Source organism: Mycobacterium cajalii, from assembly GCF_045809005.2.
Classification (GTDB): Bacteria; Actinomycetota; Actinomycetes; order Mycobacteriales; family Mycobacteriaceae; genus Mycobacterium.
This window is the reverse complement of record NZ_CM141436.1, coordinates 4,820,013-4,840,525: the sequence shown is the minus strand read 5'-3', so window position 1 is coordinate 4,840,525 and position 20,513 is coordinate 4,820,013. Positions and strand designations below refer to the sequence as shown.

Annotated in this window: 15 protein-coding genes; 11 read left to right on the top strand and 4 right to left on the bottom strand. The window is 67.1% G+C overall.

Going from position 1 to position 20,513, the window contains the following annotated elements; all coding sequences use genetic code 11:
* Window positions 1-14 precede the first annotated feature (14 nt).
* On the top strand, window positions 15-2,372 hold the full coding sequence (locus ACJ512_RS22885) for an APC family permease (protein ID WP_407686696.1): 2,358 nt from the start codon (window positions 15-17) through the stop codon (window positions 2,370-2,372).
* Between the two features lie 6 nt (window positions 2,373-2,378).
* On the opposite strand, the gene ACJ512_RS22880 is transcribed toward ACJ512_RS22885, so the two are convergent.
* Window positions 2,379-3,539, bottom strand: coding sequence for a PPE family protein (locus tag ACJ512_RS22880; protein WP_407686697.1), 1,161 nt, complete (start codon window positions 3,537-3,539; stop codon window positions 2,379-2,381).
* Between the two features lie 85 nt (window positions 3,540-3,624).
* Window positions 3,625-4,818 (bottom strand): PPE family protein, encoded by a 1,194-nt coding sequence (locus ACJ512_RS22875; RefSeq protein WP_407686698.1) that lies wholly within the window; start codon window positions 4,816-4,818, stop codon window positions 3,625-3,627.
* A gap of 1,655 nt (window positions 4,819-6,473) precedes the next feature.
* On the opposite strand from ACJ512_RS22875, the gene ACJ512_RS22870 reads away from it, so the two are divergent.
* Window positions 6,474-7,889, top strand: coding sequence for an MFS transporter (locus ACJ512_RS22870; RefSeq protein WP_407686699.1), 1,416 nt, complete (start codon window positions 6,474-6,476; stop codon window positions 7,887-7,889).
* Window positions 7,890-7,992: 103 nt separating this feature from the next.
* Here the strand turns inward: ACJ512_RS22870 and ACJ512_RS22865 are convergent, their stop codons facing one another.
* Both ACJ512_RS22865 and sat read right to left on the bottom strand, forming a co-directional pair.
* Window positions 7,993-8,304 carry a DUF6955 family protein gene (locus tag ACJ512_RS22865; RefSeq protein ID WP_407686700.1) on the bottom strand — a complete coding sequence of 104 codons (312 nt, stop codon included), beginning with the start codon at window positions 8,302-8,304 and terminating at the stop codon, window positions 7,993-7,995.
* On the bottom strand, window positions 8,301-9,566 hold the full coding sequence (sat, locus tag ACJ512_RS22860) for a sulfate adenylyltransferase (protein WP_407686701.1): 1,266 nt from the start codon (window positions 9,564-9,566) through the stop codon (window positions 8,301-8,303). Before sat ends, ACJ512_RS22865 begins: the two co-directional genes overlap by 4 nt.
* A gap of 957 nt (window positions 9,567-10,523) precedes the next feature.
* Between sat and ACJ512_RS22855 the strand changes: the two genes are divergently transcribed.
* The 9 genes from ACJ512_RS22855 (at window position 10,524) to ACJ512_RS22815 (ending at window position 20,502) form a co-directional block, all read left to right on the top strand.
* Window positions 10,524-11,972 (top strand): MFS transporter, encoded by a 1,449-nt coding sequence (locus ACJ512_RS22855; RefSeq protein ID WP_407686702.1) that lies wholly within the window; start codon window positions 10,524-10,526, stop codon window positions 11,970-11,972.
* Window positions 11,969-12,745 carry a 3'(2'),5'-bisphosphate nucleotidase CysQ gene (gene cysQ, locus ACJ512_RS22850; protein WP_407686703.1) on the top strand — a complete coding sequence of 259 codons (777 nt, stop codon included), beginning with the start codon at window positions 11,969-11,971 and terminating at the stop codon, window positions 12,743-12,745. The genes ACJ512_RS22855 and cysQ overlap by 4 nt, the downstream gene beginning before the upstream one ends.
* 96 nt (window positions 12,746-12,841) lie before the next feature.
* Window positions 12,842-13,534, top strand: coding sequence for an adenylyl-sulfate kinase (gene cysC, locus ACJ512_RS22845; RefSeq protein ID WP_407686704.1), 693 nt, complete (start codon window positions 12,842-12,844; stop codon window positions 13,532-13,534).
* 52 nt (window positions 13,535-13,586) lie between these two features.
* Window positions 13,587-14,522, top strand: a complete 936-nt coding sequence (locus ACJ512_RS22840) for a sulfotransferase domain-containing protein (RefSeq protein WP_407686705.1) — start codon at window positions 13,587-13,589, stop codon at window positions 14,520-14,522.
* 100 nt (window positions 14,523-14,622) lie between these two features.
* Window positions 14,623-15,864 carry a PPE family protein gene (locus ACJ512_RS22835; protein WP_407686716.1) on the top strand — a complete coding sequence of 414 codons (1,242 nt, stop codon included), beginning with the start codon at window positions 14,623-14,625 and terminating at the stop codon, window positions 15,862-15,864.
* A gap of 9 nt (window positions 15,865-15,873) precedes the next feature.
* Window positions 15,874-17,241, top strand: a complete 1,368-nt coding sequence (locus ACJ512_RS22830) for a PPE family protein (RefSeq protein WP_407686706.1) — start codon at window positions 15,874-15,876, stop codon at window positions 17,239-17,241.
* Between the two features lie 399 nt (window positions 17,242-17,640).
* Window positions 17,641-18,141, top strand: a complete 501-nt coding sequence (locus ACJ512_RS22825; RefSeq protein ID WP_407686707.1) for a sulfotransferase domain-containing protein — start codon at window positions 17,641-17,643, stop codon at window positions 18,139-18,141.
* Window positions 18,098-19,159 (top strand): hypothetical protein, encoded by a 1,062-nt coding sequence (locus ACJ512_RS22820; RefSeq protein ID WP_461479853.1) that lies wholly within the window; start codon window positions 18,098-18,100, stop codon window positions 19,157-19,159. Before ACJ512_RS22825 ends, ACJ512_RS22820 begins: the two co-directional genes overlap by 44 nt.
* The gene (locus tag ACJ512_RS22815; RefSeq protein WP_407686709.1) at window positions 19,141-20,502 is read left to right on the top strand and encodes a cation:proton antiporter; all 1,362 of its coding nucleotides are present in this window, start codon (window positions 19,141-19,143) and stop codon (window positions 20,500-20,502) included. Before ACJ512_RS22820 ends, ACJ512_RS22815 begins: the two co-directional genes overlap by 19 nt.
* Window positions 20,503-20,513 lie beyond the last annotated feature (11 nt).

The following is a 20,513-nucleotide window of genomic DNA, read 5'->3' as shown; positions in this document are numbered from 1 at the left end:
GTAAAGATGTGGTCGTGACTACTTCGGCGGGCAAGCCACGCATCCCACTGTCGATCGGGGACATCGCCAAGCGCGTCTTTCTGGGCAAGCCGCTGATCACCGAGGACCTGTCGTCCGAGAGGTTGTCGAACCCCGTTGCGCTCGGAGCGCTTTCACCCGACGCGATCTCGTCGACCGCCTACGGGCCGGAGCAGATCCTGGTGGAACTGCTGCCGCATGCCGGGGTGGCCGCGTTCGTGTTGCTGCTGCCCATCACCGGTGTCATCCTGCTGATCCTGGTGCTGGTGGCCGCGTCGTACCGGCAGGTCGTGATGGCCTACACGCGGGCCGGCGGATCCTATGTGGTCGCGCGGGAGAACTTCGGACCCCGGGTCGCGCAGGTGGCCGCCGCGGCGCTGCTGATCGATTACGTGGTCACCGTGGCGGTGCAGACGGCGGCGGGCACGGTGGCGGTGGTCTCGGCCCTGCCCGCGCTGGGTTCCTACAGCCTGGAGATCACGATCGGCGTGGTGTTCATCATGTGCTACGCGAACCTGCGCGGGTTGCGCGAGGCGGGCCGCGGATTCGCCGCGGCGACCTACTCGTTCGTGACCATGATGACGCTGTTGATCGTCGTCGGCGTCGTGCGCGCGCTCTTCTGGGGTCTGCCGACCTACGATCCCGCGCACATCCCCGGCGCGGTGCCGCTTCACCAGGGCAACGGCCTGGTGATGGGCGCGACGATCCTGGTGCTGCTGCGCGCGTTCGCCAACGGTGGGTCGTCGCTAACGGGAGTCGAGGCGATCTCCAACACCGTCAACGTTTTCCAGAAGCCGCAGGGCGTCAACGCGCGCCGGGTGCTCACCATCATGGCGTGCGTTCTGGGCTTTCTGCTTGCCGGGTTGTCCTACCTGGTCTACGCCACCCACGCCACGCCCTACGTCTCCGAATACCCGTCGATGTTGTCCGAGGTCGCCCGGACGGTCTTCGGTCACGGGATGATCGGTCAGGCGCTGTTCATGCTGCTGCAGGTGTCGACCGCGGCCATCCTGTTCACCGGCGGCAACACCAGTTTCAACGGATTCCCGGCGCTGGCCAGCTTCGTCGCCGAGGACCGCTTCCTGCCGCGACAGCTGATGAAACGCGGCCACCGGCTGGTGTTCTCGAACGGCATCGTCATGCTCACCGCGCTGTCGGTGGCATTACTGGTGGCGACCGGCGGCTCGGTGGGGGCACTGGTCCCGTTTTACGCGATCGGCGTGTTCACCGGCTTCTCGATGGCCGGCTACGGGATGACCAGACACCATCTGACCCACCGCGCTCCGGGTTGGCGGAAGCGGCTGGCGATCAACCTGTCCGCAGGGATCCTGTCGACGGTCGTCGTCGGCATCTTCGCGGTGGCCAAGTTCACCGAGGGCGCGTGGCTGGTGGTCGTCGTATTCCCGGTCCTGGTGTTCGTGCTCGTCCGACTCAACCGCGAATATCGCTCCGAGGCAGCGATTCTCGAGATGTTTCGCACCGACCGTCCCGAGCTGATGAAGTATGCGCGGCACCGGGTGTTCGTGTTCGTCGACTCGGTGGACCTGGCGGTGATCGAAGCGTTGCGCTACGGCAAGGGCCTGCGGGCCGACGAGCTCACCGCCGTGCACTTTATGGTCGACGCGGCCCACGCCGCGCAACTGCGGAAGCGATGGGATCACCTCGAACTGGACACGCCGCTGCGAATCGTGGACGTCCCGGACCGGCGGATCACCCGGGCCGCGCAGGTGTTCGTCGCCAAGGCGCGCGACGAGCATCCGGACACCAACGTGACGGTGCTGCTCCCGCGCCGGACGTACGCGCGGCTGCTGGGCCGGCTGCTGCACGACCGCAGCGCGGACAAGATCGCAGCGGCCGTCAGCCGAATCCCGGACGCGGCGGCCACGATCGTGCCCTACGACGTGGAATCGCGAATCAGGGAGGCCTATCCCGACGAGTTCGAACAGCGGCTCGCGCACAAACTCGACCAGGTGGAGGCGTGGGTGTCCCAGGGCGACGACGAGACGCTCGAGGCCTACACGCATCCCGAGCGGCCCTCCTCGGTGATCATGGTGGCGGGGCTGATCCCGGGGCAGCGCGGCACCGTCGAAGGCCGGGTCAGCGAGGTCCAGGACATCAGCGAACGCCGGCGGACCCTGCGGCAGGTCGTCGTCGGCGACAGCAGCGGGGAGCTGACCGTGACGTTCCGTCCCGGCCACGGTGGTGCCGACATCGAGCCCGGTCAGCTGCTACGACTCACCGGGAAGGCGCGCCGCAGCGGCAACTGGCCGATCGCGATGGTCGACCCGGCCTATCACGTGATCGAGGATCCCGCGAAGGCCGCCGAGTCGGGTGGCTCCGACCAGGCCGGCTGAACGCGCTCACCCGCCGTAGGGCGGGCGGGGCATCGTGAAGCGCCGGCGTCCGTTGCGCAGCACGACACTGCTCGCGGGTTCGGACTTGCCGGTCGGTAGGCCGCCCACCATGTCCGAGGGCTGGTGCGCCGCCGCGGCCGGGACCGCGCGGAACTCGTGGTCCGACACGGTGACCGGCTGAACTGCCGCGGTATCGGCAGGGGTGGCCGCGACCCAGCTCTGCGGGACCGACAGTTTCCCCACCGGCGCCGCCTCGCCGACTGCCGCCAGCACGGGGCCGCGGCCGCCCACCGCGCCGACCCCGTTGGCGGCCGCTTTGGCGGCGATCTTGGCCAGCTGACGGTCGCGCAGAATCAAACCGGTCTGGTAATGGCCCGCCGAGAAAATTGCGTAGGGAATTTCGTACATCACTCTTCCCGGGCCGAGCAGGATGTCGAGGTAGGAGAAGGCGGTGACGATGGGCGTGGACCCCAACAAGGCTGCCGGATTCGCTGTCGAAGCGTTCGTTGACATTCCCGTCGCCAGGGTCTGCAGCTGTTGCGGCAGAGCGGGTATCAGCTCGGCCAGGGTGGTCTGAGTTTCTCCGGCCGAGGTGCCGGTGGCCTGCGTCACCGCGGCGGTCTGTTCGCCGGGGCCTGCCGCAGTCGTGGTCTGCGGTGGCTGGGTGAACGGAGTCAGAACGGTCGAGGCCGACGACGACGCGGCATAGGCGTACATCGTGGCGGCGTCCTGGGCCCACATCTCGGCGTACTGTGCCTCGGTGGCAGCGATCGCCGGTGTGTTCTGCCCGAAGAAGTTGGTAGCGACCAGCACGGCCAGCTGAATACGGTTGGCGACCACCACTCCCGGCGGGACGGTGGCCGCGAACGCGGTCTCGTAGGCCGCCGCCGCGGCGCGGGCCTGGGCGGCGGTCTGCTCGGCCTGCGCCGCTGTCACCGTCGACCAGGCGACGTAGGGCGCGAGCGCGGCGGCCATCGCGAACGATGCACCCCCGGACCAGAGTCCTTGCAGCTCCTCAAGGGTCGAGGCGTACCCCGACGCATAGGACTCCAGTTGTGCGGCCAGCGCATCCCAGGCCGACGCGGCCGCCATCATCGGCGCCGAACCCGGCCCGGAATACATTCGCGCCGAGTTGATCTCGGGCGGTAGCGCCCCGAAATCGAACATCGGCATTCCTTTCTCAACCGTCCGTCAAGCAGCACCCCGGCCAGGCGGGGCAGGTTAACTCAGCGTTGAGGTGGTGGGCTGGCTGCTATCCGCCGAGGGACGGGCGGGGCATGGTGAACTTGCGCGGCCCCACCCGCAGCGTGTTGTTGACCGTGGAACCCGAGACCACGCTCGACTTGGTGCCCGTGCCGGCTACGGGCGCGCCGTTCCACATGTTGGTCGCGGGAGTCACTTCCTCCCAGGACGGGCCCCCGCCGATGTCGGAGTCCGAGAGCCAGAGCGGTTCGGCGACGGTGGTGGCCGACGGGTTCGTCGTCGCCCAGCTCTGCGGGACCGACAACTTGCCCAGCGTGCCGGCAGTGCCGGCACTGGCGGCGACCGGTGCGGGCACGTGTCCCAAGCCCGCGGCGGCGGCCGCCTTGGCGGCGTCACCCGCGCCCGGGATGGCTCCGCCCGACTGCAGCCCGACACGCTGCAGCCCGGTCCCGAAGCTTCCGCCCGACGTGATCGTGCGGCTGAGGCCGGCGCCGAGGGACGTTGGCCCGGTGAGGGTGTTGAAGGCGTCAAAGGCGCTGAGTACCGGCGTTGCCCCCGCCACCTGTGCGGGGTTCGCAGACCCCGTGGAGGCGAGGGACTGCAGCTGTTGGGGCACGCTCGACATCAGCTGAGACAGCGTCGTCTGAGACTGACCCGCCGCCGAGTTGCCCGCGCTCTGGGCCACCGCGGCGGCCTGGGCGGGCTGGGCGGCGGCGCTGGTGGTCTGCGGCGGCCGGCCGAACTGGCTCAGCGTGGTCGCGGCGGACGAGGACGCCGCGTAGTTGTACATCGCGGCGGCATCCTGGGCCCACATCTGCTCGTATTGCGCCTCGACGGCCGCGATCTGCGCGGCGTACTGCCCGAAGACGTTGTTGGCGATTAAATCCGCGAACTGCGCACGGTTGGCAGCGACCAGCGGCGGCGGCACCGTCGCGGCGTATGCCGTCTCATAAGCCGCGGCGGCCGCGCGCGCCTGGCCTGCGGCCTCTTCGGCCTTGGCCCCGGCGGTCGCGACCCAGGCCACATACGGTGCGACCGCGCTGCTCATCGCCTCCGATGCGCCGCCGGACCAGCTCTCGCCCTGCAGTCGCGTGATCACCGAGGAGTAACCCCGCGAAACCGACTCCAGGCCATTGGCCAGCACGTCCCAGGCCGCGGCGGCGGCCATCATCGGGCCCGAGCCCGAACCCGCATACATGCGCGCCGAATTGATCTCCGGCGGCAGCGCCCCGAAATCCAGCATCAGCGTTCCCCTCCCTCGCCCGGGCGCGCAACGCCGCGGAGCGTCGAGACCGCGAGGGGCGCGCCGACCGGTGCAGTCAACGACCATGGCCTCGAGGACGAATATTCAACGGTCATTTGTGCTCCTTCGGGTCGTTGCGGCTGCTGCGCCATTGGGCAGTCGCGCACTCATTGTTCCGAAGGGACCGTTGGCGGTCGACGGTGACGCGCAGTTCTGGCGGGCCCCACCGCCATCGTGCGTTGCCAGGGCGGGCTATCCCCCCGCGGGGCACACCCCTGTCAACACACCTTGACACTCAATAGACAGTCAAACCCAGCCTAGGCCGTTCGACAACGGCGAATGATCGATGTACAGCAGATTTCCAGCTAACTTCACCAGTATATCCAGTTAGCCGTGAGGCGGGTGTCCGCCCGCGGTTACCGGAATGGCGGCGGCAATCGACGCGGTTGCGACCGCGAGCATCAGCGGGCGTGATTACGTCGGCTGCACGAACTTTGACGGTGCGACGCGACCGTCGTCCGGCACGGGACCGCCCCGGCCGGGGCTACCGGAAAGCGCCGCACCGGCGGCGGCCGGCGCCGGTGCGGCGTTACCTACGTCATTTTGCGCAAACGTGCGGTGCGCCGGGGGGAGACTTTGCCGCCGGCCGGGCCCGGTGTGCCGGCCGGCGTCCCAGTGGGGGCCGCCATCGGGGGCGCTGCCGAAACCTGCGCGCGAGGGATCCGGCAAACCGGGCCGGCGGCGCGCGCCGCGCATTTGCGAATCACAAATCGCAGGGCAGCTAATTTCTGTTCACCACGAGGCAGTCGCATTTCACCGAATCCGGCGTGAATAAGGGATGACCGGCAGGTGGAACGGGTATATGCCGGGCCTGCGCCGACCGCAATTCTCGAATTTGCTGGACAGGCAATGCCTCACCCGGTCCCCGGTCGGCTTGTGAGTTCTTACTCGCATAAGCAGCGGCTTTGGAGCCGTGTACGGCGCCCAGCCCGGCTAGCTGGACGTCTCTGTGCAATTAACTGGGGATATCCTGTAGATCGGTCGGTGCGAGTTGTCGGAGCGCGGCAATTGAGTTTGACTGTCGGGCAGTGGAGCGTGTCGCCGCGACGGCGCACCCGAACGCGCGCCAAAAGGTTTCCGAACGGTTTCCGAGTGGTGTCCGGCAGGTGTCCCGAACGGGTCGACCCACTGTGGCGCGGGCCCGCCATGATCGCGCGTCAATGTCGACCGCCAACAGGTCCTGTAGCAACCGATGCTGCGCCGGCGACGGCGGCCAGATGTGACGCGGAGGGCAACAAGTGGCGGTTCATGTCTCGTCTCGTTTGTCGTCCGGGTGCGCGGGTGCGATCGTCGGAAGCCGCGCCCGGCGCGGCTTCGGAGTGTCGATGCCCGTTACCGTCGACCGCCGGGTAGGGTCGGACGCACGTTCCATGGTGTCGTTCAATGTCACTGACCGACAACGGGTTTCGGGATCGCAGCGTGGTGCCCACCGAATACGGGTCTTCCTGCATGCGGGTGGGCGATAACGAATAGCAGAACCGCCAGGCTGTTCGGATTGCAAGATCCGTGGCGCTGACGAGTTCACTGCAACCCGGCTCCCCACCGCGCGCGGAGTGGCTCGATGGTTGCCCGACATTGTGAAAGGTAAAGATCGCATGGCAAGTACGCGTCGCATCCTGGACTGGGATCCGGAAGACGTCGTGGCCTGGGGGGCCGGCAACAGCCGCATCGCCCGTCGCAACCTGATCTGGTCGATCGTGACCGCGCACGTCGCGTTTTCGATCTGGTATCTCTGGTCGGTGATGGTGCTGTTCATGCCATACGGCGTGTACGGCTTCAGCACCGGCGACAAGCTGCTGATCGGCGCCACCGCGACTCTGGTCGGAGCGGTCGCCCGCATCCCGTATGCGATGGCGGGGGCCAGGTTCGGCGGCCGCAACTGGGCGGTGTTCTCCTCGGCGGTGCTGCTGATTCCCACCGCCGGCACCCTCGTCCTGCTGGCTCACCCGGGGCTGCCGTTGTGGCCGTATCTGCTCTGCGCGGCGCTGACCGGCCTCGGCGGTGCCAATTACTCGGCGTCGCTCGCCACCGCCGAAACCTTCTACCCGCAGCGGCTCAAGGGGTTCGCACTGGGTCTCACCGGTGGCATCGCCAACCTCGGGTCGGCGGCGATTCAGGCAGTCGGTCTGATCGTGCTGGCCACCGCCGGCCACGAGGCGCCGTACCTGGTCTGCGCGGTCTATCTGGCCCTGCTGGCCGTGGGCGGGCTCGGTGCGGCGCTGTTCATGAACAACCTGCACTACCGCATCGATATGAGCCACCTCAAAGACGTCCTCAAGGTGGGCGACTCGTGGGGGATCGCGATGCTCTACCTGTGCTGCTCCGGGTCGTTCCTCGGGTTCGCGTTCGCCTTCGGCCAGGTGCTGCAGCACAACTTCGTGGCCAGCGGCCAAAGCCACGGGGTGGCGTCGCTGCACGCGGCCGAGGTCGCTTTCAGCGGACCGCTGCTGGGCTCGGTGGCCCGCGTGGTCGGAGGCAGGCTGAGCGACCGCTTCGGTGGCGGCCACATGAGCCTGGCCCTACTGTCCTGCATGATCGTGGGCGGCGGCTTCCTGGTCGCCGTCAGCACCCACGACGACGTCACCCGCCACGAGGGCGACCCCGTGACCGGCTTCACGATGGCCGGCTACATCATCGGGTTCATTGCGCTGTTCATCTTCTCTGGAGCGGGGAAGGGCGCGGTGTACAAGCTGATCCCGTCGGTCTTCGAGGTACGCAGCCGCCAGCTGGACGTCAGTGAGACCGAACGCCGTCACTGGGCGCGGGTGCGATCGGGCACGTTGATCGGGTTCGCCGGTGCGTTCGGCGCGCTGGGGGGTGTGGGGATCAATCTGGCGTTGCGGCAGTCCTACGACCGTGCCGGCACCGAGACGCCCGCGTTCTGGGTCTTCCTGGGCTGCTACATCGCCGCCGCGGTCCTGGCCTGGGCGCGCTACGTGCGGACGCAGGACCAGGCGGCGCCGGCGGCGGTGCCGCTGCAGACCACCGCCGAGGTGACGGTCAACACTTGACTGCCCTCCGATGTGGACGCCGCCGATAACCCAACGGTGGCAAAGCCAAGGGCCGAGGGGACGTAGTCCCGCTCGGCCCTTGGCTTTGCTCAGATTCCCGCTTTCACGCCTCCTGCAGGAAGCGATCCGTCACGTCGGGACCGGTCGAATGCATCTTGATGGAGAGTTCCAGCAACTTGTCCTTGGCTTTCTTGGGGAGCAACTCGATGGACTTGGTGGTGGCGGAGTCGTACTTCGCCCCCGCGAACCGCTGCAGGATGAGGTCCTTCTGCTCCTCGGTCGTGTGGATGGCGAGCAGCCTCATGCCGGCGAACGCCTCCTCCGCCAACTGCGCCATTCCGGCCTTCTCCAGCGCGTCGAGCCGCTCGTCGTTGATCCACACGTTGATCTTGATGGTGCCGCCATTCGTGCTCATGAGTCGAGTCCTTCCAGTTGATCGAGCGTGAAGACCGGCCGCCGGTTCTTCAGGTACTCCTCGGTGCAAAACGGTGAACCCTCGCCGTACTTGGCGGCGCTGTCCATGACGACCTCGAAAACCTCGTGGCGCATGACCCGCTGGGTCGGCTTCACCTCGTCGGTGAGGATGCTGCGGATGACGCTGCCGCTGAAGCTCTGCGACGTGGCGTCATGGCCACACAGCGCCGAGTTGGTGACCTCCTGGCATTGCGGGCAGTACCAGTTCTCCTTGAGGAAGACCGGTTTGATGGACAGCTGCTCCCGGTGCTTGGTGAGGAGGTTCTGCGCGTCGTAGGGCTGGTAGAAGTCCCCGACGCCGGCGTGGTCCCGGCCGAACATGTGGTGCGTGCAGCCGAGGTTGGCCCGCAGGATCGCGTGGAAAATCGCCTCCCTGGGTCCGGCGTACCGCATGTCCCACAGCGTGAAGGAAACCTTGTGGACGTCGTCGCGGAAGTAGCCGTTGGCCCTCAGGGCGTCCTGCGCCAGCAGGATCGCCTCGTCGATGTAGTCACCCGCCCGCTTCTGCCCGATGATGCAGTTGACCAGCACACCGGTCTTGAGCGTGTCGATGGGGAGGTCCTCGTTCGCGGCGAACCAGGCCTGCTTCATCAGGGCTTCGTGACCGGTGTGGGGCACGTTGCGCGTCTGGTGTGCGACGGCGTGCTGCCAGCCCTTCTGCGACAACAGGTCCCGGTGTTGCTTCGGCGTGAGCCAGAAGCTCTTGAACGGCTCGTTGAACACCGGCTCGTTGATCAGGGTGATGGCACCGCTGAGGAACCTGTTCTGGTACGACATCGTCTTCTTCACGCCCGGGTGCCGCGCATCGGTGGTGCCGTAGGTCTTCTCGGCCATGCGCTCGAGGTCGTACTCGTAGATCTCCGCGATCTCGAACATGGCCATCGGCGCATCGAGGTACTCGAGGACGACCTTGCTGCCCTCTTTGATGTCGAACTTCTCGATGTCGTCGGTGGACATGTCGAACACGATCGGAATGCTCCAGAGCGTTCCGTCCGGAAGCTGCATGTTGTCCAGCGTTCCGTCGACTTCCTGGCGGCTCATGAACCCCGTGAGCGGGGTGAAGAAGCCGTAGGAAAGGCTGATCACCTCGTGCGCGGTCGCCTTGGATATGGGAACACGCGTCAAGCCCTCGATCTGCTTGGCGGCGTTCGCGGTCGATAACCTCTCCACGATCGGCTTTCCGTTGTGACCGATATAGTCCATCTTGTTACCACCTCTTTCCGAGATAAAGTTCTGCCACTGTTAATCGTTCAGTTCGGCGGGGTACTTCTTCCGGTTGTCTTTATCGGCGCTGCACCACCGTCGTCGCTCCTGTGCTGAATCTGTCCCGCTCTCTTCGATGACGGCCACCCATTGCCTTGGTGCTGGGCAAGAACCGATGCCGCGCGAGTCGTGGACAATTTTAGCCAACCCTTCGTGCACTCTCGCGGGGAGGCGGGAAGGCCGCATCTCGGCTTCCTTGCGTGGGCCGACGGAACCCGCCGAAGCGGGGTTGCCAGCATGTCTCATGGTGGCGCGAAAGGCGCTGTTCGGCAACAGGTACGCAGGAAACATCGAGCAATGAGGCAGCGGTTCGGCAGGCGAATCGGCGGCCGGCGCGCCCCAGTGGGTGGGCGGCCGCCGGGACCGGCCGCACCGCGCCCCGGTGGGTGCTCGGTAGCTGGACGTCTCGATGAAGTCTGCTGGAAATCTCCTGTGCATCAAGCCCGCCGAGTTGTCTGACGGCCGCATCTCCGTTTGACTGACCACCGAAGTGGTGAACTTGCGGTGTCGAGTTCGGGGCTCGCCCCGGCCGGCCACGCAAGACGGCGGTGGGGCTCGCCATAACCGCACGTCGGACATCGACGGCCAACAGTCCCTGCGTAACCGATCAGTAATCGGCTGACAAGCGATGCAGCCGCGTGTGACGCAGGAGGACTATGAGCGCCGATCCAATTTTTTCCACTCACCCCGATCTCTGGCTGAGCGCCAGCCGGGTCCCCCGGTCCGCATGGCCGACCGGCTCCCGCCGTCGCTAGGCGGGGAAATTCCAACCACGCGGGGCTAATTCGATCGGCTCGCACCGGATCTTCAACCGGCCCAACAACTCCCAAACTTACTCCCTACGCGCTAGGGGCGGCTTGATGGTAGCCGGCATCAATCCTGAAAGGTAAACAGCGCATGGCGCGTTCGCGCATCACCGCTTGGAATCCAGAGGACACGGCTGCCTGGACCGCCGGCAACGACGCCATCGCCCGTCGCAACCTGATCTGGCTTGTCATCAATGCGCATATCGCCTTTTCGGTCTGGTACCTGTGGTCGGTGCTGGTGCTGTTCATGCCGCAGTCCATCTATGGGTTCTCGACCGGCGACAAGCTCCTGCTGGACGCCGTCGCATCCCTGGTCGGCGCGCTCGTGCGCATTCCCTACTCGATGGCGGCCAACTGGTTCGGCGGCAGCACCTGGACCACGATCTCGTCGCTGGTGCTGCTGATCCCCACCGCCGGGACGATCGTGCTGCTGGCCCACCCCGGCCTTCCGCTGTGGCCCTACCTGATCTGCGCGGCGCTGACCGGGTTGGGCGGTGGCAACTACTCCGGGTCGCTGGCCAAGGTCGACGGGCTGTTCCCCCAGCGGCTCAAGGGCTTCACGCTGGGGCTGACCGGCGGGCTGGCCAATCTCGGGTCGGCGGCCATCCAGGTGGTGGGGCTGGTCGTGCTGGCCACCGCGGGGCACCAGGCGCCCTATTGGGTGTGTGCGATCTACCTGGTCCTGCTGGCCGTCGGCGGCGTCGGCGCGGCGGTGTTCATGGACGACGTCGTCGCGCATCGCACCGGGCTTTCGCTGGACAACCTGCGGGCCATCGTCGCGGTGCCCGATTCCTGGGCGATCTCCCTGCTGTACATGTGCGCCTCCGGTTCCTTCCTGGGCTTCGCGTTCGCCTTCGGGCAGGTGCTGCAGCACAACTTCGCCGCGGCCGGGGAGAGCCACGCCCAGGCGGCGCTGCACGCCGCCGAGATCGCCTTCATCGGACCGCTGTTGGGCTCGCTGGCGCGGATTGTCGGCGGCAAGGTGAGCGACCGCTTCGGCGGCGGTCACGTGACATTCACCGCGTTCCTCGCCTCGATCCTGGCCGGCGGGCTGCTGGTCGCCGTCAGCATGAACGCCGACGGCGCCGAGGACCGCGGAAGCCCGGTGACCGGGCTGACGATGGCCGGCTACATCGTCGGTTTCATCGCGTTGTTCATCTTCTGCGGCGCCGGCAAGGGGGCCGTGTACAAGCTGATCCCGTCGGTGTTCGAGGAGCGCAGCCGGGCGCTGGGTCTCGACGACAGCCAACGCCACCACTGGGCGCGGGTCAGGTCGGGCGCGTTGATCGGGTTCGCCGGAGCGCTCGGCGCGCTCGGCGGGGTGGGGATCAACCTGGCGCTGCGGCAGTCCTACGACACCGAGGGCACGGAAACCCCGGCGTTCTGCCTCTTCTTGGCGTGCTACGTCGGGGCCGCGGTGCTGACCTGGGCGCGCTACGTGCGGTCCCCGGCCGGGCGGGCGGCGACGTCGGGGCCTCGGGAACCGGCGACCGGGGAGTCGATCGAGACGGCAATGACCGAAGGGAAAGTGAACCGATGAGCGGAACCGACCTGGGCCGGCACCTCGAAGAGGTGACCGCGATCGCGGTCGAAGCCGGCAAGCTCACGCTCAAGTACCGGCGGGATCCGCGGGTGGCGGAAAAGGGCGACCACGGCGACGACACGTCGCCGGTCACCGACGCCGACCTGGCGGCCAACCAGTGCATCACCGAACATCTCGCGGCCCTGGATCCGCAAACCCCGATCATTTCGGAGGAATCGAAATCGGCCGACTACGCGACCAGGAAGAACTGGCGGCGTTTCTGGCTGGTGGACCCCCTGGACGGGACCAAGGAATTCGTGAAGGGCAGCGACGAATTCACCGTCAACATCGCGTTGATCGACAATCTGGAACCGGTTCTCGGCGTGATCTACGTTCCGGCGCAGGAGCTGCTCTACTACGCGGAAAAGGGCGGGGGCAGTTGGCGGCGGCGGGGCGACGAGGAACCGGTGCGAATATTTTCGTCGGTGCCGGACCTGACCAAGGGACTTACCGTCGTCGAGAGCAAGTCGCACCCGTCGGCGGAATTGGAGGACTACCTCAAGGACCTTCCGGTCAAGGAGCGGGTGAGTGCGGGCAGTTCGCTGAAGTTCTGCCTGGTGGCGGAGGGTCTGGCGGATATCTACCCGCGGATGAACCCGACCATGGAATGGGATGTCGCTGCGGGTGACTGCATTTACCGCAATTCGGCACGGCTGGGGCGGCGCACGTCGTCGCTGACGTATAACAAACCCGCTTTGAAAAATGGCAGCTTCGTCATGGGTTTCAGGTGAGTCAGGGGTAGGAAGCATCGTCAAAAAACGATTACCTATTTACGCGGCAACAATAAAAATCAGGCTGATGAAAATGAGCGCAGAAAGGGCTTTGCAGTGAGCACTGACATCACGTGGCACGACCACAGCGTGACTCGACTCGAGCGGGAAAGGCTCAACGGGCACAGGGGCTGCGTCATCTGGCTGACCGGGCTGAGCGCCAGCGGCAAGAGCACGGTGGCGAATCTGGTGGATCGGAAGCTTTTCGAGCGGGGTCTGCGCAGCTATCTGCTCGACGGCGACAACGTCCGTTACGGGCTCAACGCCAGTCCCGACATCATCGAAGAGCACCACGGTAAAGAGTTCGCCCAGCGGTTCGGCCTGGGCTTCTCGGCCGAAGACCGCGAGGAGAACATCCGACGGATCGGGTCGGTGGCGAAGCTGTTCTGCGAGGCAGGGATCATCGCGTTGACGGCCTTCATCAGCCCGTACCGCCGCGACCGGGACAGGGTTCGTGCGACGCTGGACGGGGACGACTTCGTCGAGATCTTCGTCGACACGCCCATCGAAATATGTGAGCAGCGCGATCCCAAGGGGCTCTACAAGAAGGTAAGGGCAGGAAAAATCAAGGGGTTCACCGGGATTGACGACCCTTACGAGGCCCCGGTCAAGCCGGAGCTGCGTCTCGAGGGCGGGTCGAAGGATGCCGACACGCTGGCCGAGGAAGTGATTTCCTACCTGGAGAAGCTGGGCATCATTCCGGCTCTTGCGCGAAGCGGAGGTCCGCTGGAAGGGAGCGCCGAGGCTTAGAGATTCCCCGTCCGCACATCTGAACGACGAACTTCGAGGAAGGCAAACTCCTATGACGAACCAGACGAATCAACTGATCAAACCGAGGAGGGTTCTGCGGGATTATCTGTCGAATTCCGCGGTGTGGGAAGACTTTTTGACCCAGGGTGGCTTTGTCGACGGCGACATCGTGGTCGCCGACCCGTTCAAGGCCGGTACCACCTGGACCCAGCGGATTCTCCAGCAGATCCTGAGCAACGGCGAGGAGCACGACGCCGGGCTGTCGGACACCTCGCCGTGGCTGGACTCCAGCTGGGGTGATCATGCCGAGATGCTGGCGACGCTCAAGGCGCAGCGCGAGGCCGGTACGCGGCGGGTGATGAAGTCCCATGTGGCTGCCGACGCGCTGCCGATCGCGCCCGAGGCTCGCTATGTGTTCGTCGGCCGCAACGGCAAGGACTTGGGGATCAGCTTCCACAACTACCTGCACAACTTCTCCGAGTCGACGATGGCCGAGATCAACCGGATTCACGCCGAATGGTCCGGTGACCCGACGCCGCTGGTGATTCCCGACGACATGCGGGAGTTCTTCGACCTGTGGCTGGACACCGACGGGTATCAGTGTTGCGACCTGTTCGACGTCATGGCCTCGTGGTGGCGGCTCAAGGATGAGCCCAACATCCTGCTGGTGCACTACGGTGACCTCAAAGCTGATCTGGGGGGCCAGGTTTCGCGGATCGCTGAGTTCTTGTCCATCGACCCCGGTTCGTTGCGGATGGACGCCATCCTCGAGCACAGTTCCTTCGAGTACATGAGTGGACGGGCGGAGAAGATGGCCCCCTTCGGTGGGGGCCACATGTCCAGTGCGAAAGCCTTCTTCCACAAGGGGCCCAAGCGCGACTTCCGCACCGAGCTGACCGACGGACAGATCGAGCGATTCGACCGCAAAGCCCTCGACAAGCTGGGTGCGGAGTGCGCACACTGGTTGGAGACGGGCGGAGTCAGCTAAGCTGCAGAGCTACGCGACGCCGTTGACGCTGACCCGGGCGGCCGGACGGCCGCCCGGGTCAGTTCTTTGCGTCGACGCGAACAGGGGATGTGGACTGGTGATCGATTTCGGGGCGTTGCCGCCGGAGATCAACTCCGGTCGCATGTACACGGGCCCTGGTTCGGGACCGATGGTGGCCGCGGCGGAGGCGTGGGACGGTCTGGCCGCCGAATTGCACGCTGCGGCAGCGCATTACACGTCCGCAATTTCGGGGCTGGCGGCGAAGTGGCAGGGCGCCTCGGCGCTGACGATGTCGGCCGCGGCCGCGCCGTATGTGGCCTGGATGAGCGGCATGGCCGTCCAGGCCGAGCAGGCGGCGAGCCAGGCCAGGGCGGCGGCCGCCGCCTACGAGAGCGCGTTCGCGGTGACGGTCCCACCGGCGGCGGTCGCGGCCAACCGCTCGCAGCTGCTGGCGCTGATCGCGACGAATTTTTTCGGCCAGAACACCCCGGCGATCATGCAGATCCAGGCCCAGTACATCGAGATGTGGGCCCAGGACGCTGCGGCGATGTACGGCTACGCCGGCTCCTCGGCGGTGGCCGCCGACCTGCTGCCGTTCAGCCCGCCGCCGCGGATCACCGAACCGGCGGGCACCGTCGCGCAGGCCGCCGCCGTCGTCCAGGCCGCCGGGAGCCAGGCCGGTTCCCAGGCGCTGCCGGCGCTGATGTCTGCGGTGCCGTCCACACTGCACGGCCTCGCGGGACCCGCCGCCGCGGCGGCGCCCGCGGTCACGACTTCCGCTCCGGCGGCCCCGCAATCGCTGGCATCGGCGCTGAACTCGCTGTTGTCCTCCGCGAGCGGGCCGTTGTCGCCGCTGTCCTACTTCGGTTCGTTCGGCGCCCCCGAACTGCTGGGAGCACAGAGCTATCTGCTGCCACAGGCGGGTGCGAACCTGTCCGACGCCATGGCCAAGGTGGGCGCGGCGCAGGCGATCGCCGCTGTGGGGGGGCCGGTTTCGCCGACCGGGGCGCTGGGTTCGGCGGTGACGGCCGGTGTGGGACGTGCCGGCTTCGTCGGGGGTCTGTCGGTGCCGCAGGGTTGGGCGATGGCTGCCCCGGCGGTCAAGCCGGTGGCCGCCGTGTTCGCCGATCCCGGCCCGCCCGGCGTCGCGGCCGCGGCCTCGACGGCGGGCGAAGGAAACCTGTTCGGCAACGTGGCACTGTCGAGCCTGGCCGGAAGGGCGATCGCGAATACCGGCGGCACCGCCGCCCGCTCGGCCGGCGCCGCCGGGTTCACCGTCGGCGACGAGGCCGCCGGCCCGGTCAACATCTTCGTGATTCCCGCCATTCCCCCGCAGGTCTGAGGTCCGCCAATGCTTTTCGGGTTGTTACCGCCGGAGATCAACTCCGGTCGAATGTATTCCGGTCCGGGATCGGGGCCGATGGTGGCCGCCGCCGAGTCGTGGGACGCGCTGGCGGCGCAGCTGCACGCCACCGCCGCCTCCTATTCCTCGGTGATCTCCGGCCTGGCGACGGCATGGCAGGGCCCGTCGGCGGTGTCCATGGCGAGCGCGGCCGCGCCGTATGCAGCCTGGATGAGCGCCACGGCGGCCCAGGCCGAGCAGGCGGCCGCGCAGGCCCGTAACGCCGCGGCCGCCTACGAGGCTGCGTTCGCGGCGACCGTGCCGCCGGCGGTGGTCGCGGCCAACCGCAGCGAGCTGGCGTTCCTGGTGGCCACCAACATCTTCGGGCAGAACACGGCGGCGATCGCGGCCACCGAGGCCCAGTACAGCCGGATGTGGGCGCAGGACGCCTCGGCGATGACCACCTATGCCGCCCAGTCGGCGGCCGTGTCGACGGTGACCCCGTTCTCGGCGCCCCCGGCAACCACCGCCGCCGGTGCTCTCGCCCCGGCGGCGAACTTCATCTCCAGCGCGCAAACGGAGTTGGCGTCGGCCTTCGGCGCGGTTCCCGCGGCGCTGCAGAGCCTGGGGGCCGTCGTGACCGGACCGAATCCGGCCGCAGGACTGCTCACCGCTCTGCAGGAATTCGCCGGTCTGCAGACGTTGAGCTCGCTCAGCTCGTATTTCGAGGACATCGGCAAACTGGTCCTGCCGGTCAATGTCGTCTTCATCAACACCATCTTCGGCCTGGTGTCCGGGGCGCGGCACGTCCTCGATGTGGGGGCCGCCGCCGGCGGTGCAGAGTCGGCGGCGTTGGCGGCCGGTCTGGGCTCGGTGTCGCCGCTGGCGAATCTGGCGGGCGTGGGTGCCGTCTCGGCGGGCGTCGGGCAGGCCGGCCTGGTCGGCGGTGTGTCGGTGCCGCCCAGTTGGGCCACGGCCACCCCGGCGATCCGGACGGTGGCGGCGGTGTTGTCCGGCGCGGGGATGGACGCCGTACCGGCGGCCGCGGTCAGCGAGGGCACGTGGCTGAGCGGAACGGCGTTGGCGGGCATGGCCGGAGGCGCTCTGGGCGCCGCCGTGCCCGGAGCGCGCAGCGGTGCGGACGCACGACTGCGCTCCACTTCGCTCAAAGACGGCGCGTCCAAAGGCGGTGAGACGCCGGCGAATCTGCAGCGGCTCGTGGCCGAAATGGCCGAGAAGCCCGACGATGTCCAGCATTGGTACACCGAATCGGCGGAACTGGAAAGCCTCGTCGCCAAGCTGCGCAAGAAGCCGGGCATCCACGCGGTGCACTTGACCGACGGCGATATGAACGTGAGATTACCGCGGCCTGAATAAAAGTCGGTGCGGCGGCGAAACCCCCAGATCGTCGCCGGACCCCGAGGCAAGGAACAGGAAACACCCAACCGAAACACAGCTAACCGTCAGCTTGGGCGGCCAGGCTACCTCAAGAATCAGGATGAATAAAACGGGCGCAGAGAGGCGGTCGGTGACATCGCAACGATAACCAACGCCGGCGCCTGCGTCCTGAATCCCGCCGAATCCTCAGCCCGGACGCCTTTTTCGTCGACCGGGCCGCTTTTAGGCGAGTGGTGTGGCAAATGTCAATTTCGACCCAGAATTTTTTCGTCCGTTCCTGCCTTCCGGGGCCGGAGCGCTCCAATCACCTCCACGCGCCCTGTCGGCGGGCTTGGAAATCGCTGGCATTCGACCCACCCGCAGAAAGGGGGGATCGCCGTGCCGAACCAACTCATCGCACCGAGCCGGGTGCTGAGGGACTACCTGTCCAATTCCTTGGTGTGGGAGGACTTTTCGGCTCAGGGCGGCTTCGTCGACGGGGACATCGTCGTCGCCGATCCGTTCAAGGCCGGCACCACCTGGACTCAACGAATCGTTCAGCAGATTCTGCAGAACGGCGAGGAGGGGGACGGCGGCCTCTCGGACACCTCGCCGTGGCTGGACTCCAGTTGGGGCGATCATGCCGCGATGCTCGCCACGCTCAAGGGGCAGCGCGAGGCCGGCACGCGGTGGGTCATGAAGTCGCACCTGCCTGCGGACGCCCTGCCGATCGCGCCCGAGGCCCGCTACGTGTTCGTCGGGCGCAACGGCAAAGACCTGGACCACCGCACCGAGCTGAGCCCTCGGCAGGTCGAGCGTTTCGACCGGGTCGCGCTGAACAAGCTGGGGGCCGCGTGTGCGCACTGGCTGGAGACCGGTGAAACCTCAACAGCGGGCTAGCTTTCACCGCCGCCACGTGGGCGTTGGCGGGACCTCGCCGGACGACGGGGTCCTGCCGCGCACGCGCGTGCTGCTGCCGCGCCACCGCCTCTTCACGGAGGCCGTGGCCGTGGTCTACATCGTCGTGGCCGCGCAGTGCGACGGCCGGCACTACCTGTTCTTCCCGGGCCTCGCGGCCCTGGCCTACGACGTGCTGACCCGGCCCTGGGGGAAATGGGCGAGCCAGCCGGCGCGGCTCGTGCTGACGCCGTCGGTGGCGGCGGTGGCCGGAGTGTGGACCACCCGGCAATTCCCGTACCACTTTCTGACCGTCGTGGGCCTTGTCACCGGGTGCCTGCTGGTGGTGGCCGCGCTGAAATCGAACATCGCCCCCGCCATCGCGGCGGGCGTGCTGCCACTGGTCCTGGGGATCGAGAGCTGGGTTTATCCCGCCTCGATAGCGGTCAGCCTCGTTGTCCTGCTTTGTATCTTGCTGCCGTGGCAGCGATATTGCCGGCGCAGATACCAGTCGGCGGACGCGACCGCGGCCACGAATCTCGACGACATCCTCGAAACGCCACCCGGCGGGCGCGGCTGGATCGTGCCCTTCTACGCGTTCGTGACGACGATGGCGCTCTGCGCCGCGGCTTCGGGCCTGCGGCTGCTGCTGATCCCGCCGGTGATCGTCATCGCCTACGCGATGTTCGCGCATCCCGGAACCTGCCCCTGGGCCGGAAAGCCGATCGCGCTTCTGGCCGCATGCTCGTCGATATCGACCGCGGGCTGGATCGCCGTCAGCCTGTGGGGCAAGGGCGGTTTCGCCGCCGGATGCGCGATGGTGTTGGGCATCATCGTGCTTCGCGCCCTGAAATTCCACATGCCACCGGCGCTGGCGATCGGATTGCTTCCACTGGTCATCGTTTCTCCCGGTATCGAATTTCCCGTCTCCGTCACCGTCGGGGCGGCAGCCCTGACGCTCGCCTACCTGATCTACCGGCGGCTGAATATGAGGAGTGCACAGTGTCAAACGCCCAACTGACCCACGTCATCATCGTCCTGCTCTTACTAGTGGGGCTCGCCCAATTGCTGGGGTATGTGTTCGTCAAGCTTCGCCAGCCCAAGGTGGTCGGCGAAATCCTGGCCGGCATCGTGCTGGGCCCCGCGGTGCTCGGGCAGATCCCGTTCATGGCCCACCTCGTCACAAGCGCCACACATCAGGGCAACATCCTGACGTTCGTCTACTGGCTCGGCCTGCTGCTGTTGATGTTCGTGTCCGGGGCCGAGATGCAGCAACTGTTCGGCCGCGGTGAGCGGCGCACGGTGAGTTGGCTCGTCATCGTCGGGACCGGCATCCCGTTCCTGCTGGGGCTTGGCTTCGGACCGCATCTCATCCGGCCCAGCCTGGCCGGGCCGCACGGAAATCGGTTGTCGCTCATCATCATTCTCGCTGTCGGCGTCGCGGTGACCTCGGTGCCGGTGGTGTCGAAGATCTTCGCAGACCTCAACATCATGGACACCCGGTTCGCGCGGCTCATTCTCGGCGTCGCCGTGCTGGAGGACATCGTGTTGTGGCTGGCCCTGGCCATCGCGACCGCGGTCGCGGCCAAGGCCGCGCTGCGGCCCGAGGAGATGGCCGTGCACCTGGCGGTCACGGTGGCCTACTTCGTCATCGGACTCACGCTGGCGCCGCGCCTGATCAGGCGTGTCAACACCGCGAGCTGGAACGTCCTGGCGCAGCACTCGCCGACCGGCTACGCCATCTCGATCCTGCTGACCTATTGCGCCATCGCTGGGGCGCTCGACGTCAACCTCGTCTTCGCCGCGTTCCTGGCGGGCTTCGCCGTCGTGCACAAGGAGCGCAGAATCTTCGACGACTCGATGGAGGCGATCAGCAAGGTCTCCTTCGCCTTCTTCATCCCGGTGTACTTCGCGATCGTCGGCCTCAAGCTGGACCTGATCCGCGGGGTTTCGCTGCCGATGATCGCGATCTTCATCGTCGGCACCTGTGCGGTCAAAGTGGTCGCCGTCGCCCTGGCCGGCCGGTTCGCCGGGTTCCGGGGACTCGACCTGATCAACCTCGCGATCACCACCAACGCCCGCGGCGGCCCGGGGATCGTGCTGGCCAGCGTCGCCTTCGACGCCGGCATCATCAGCCCGAAGTTCTACACCACCCTCGTGGTGGCGGCCGTGCTCACCTCGCAAGTGGCCGGCGCCTGGCTCGACTACGTGCTGCGCAGGGGCTGGCCGTTGCTCAAGTCCGACCTGGACGAGAAGGGGTCCGCAGACGACATGGCGGCAGCCGAACCCGTCGGCGCGCCTCATGACTCCGAGGCCGCGCCGGTGATCGGCCGGGCGGCCGCGGATCAGCCCACCCAGGCCTAGCTACCCGGCCG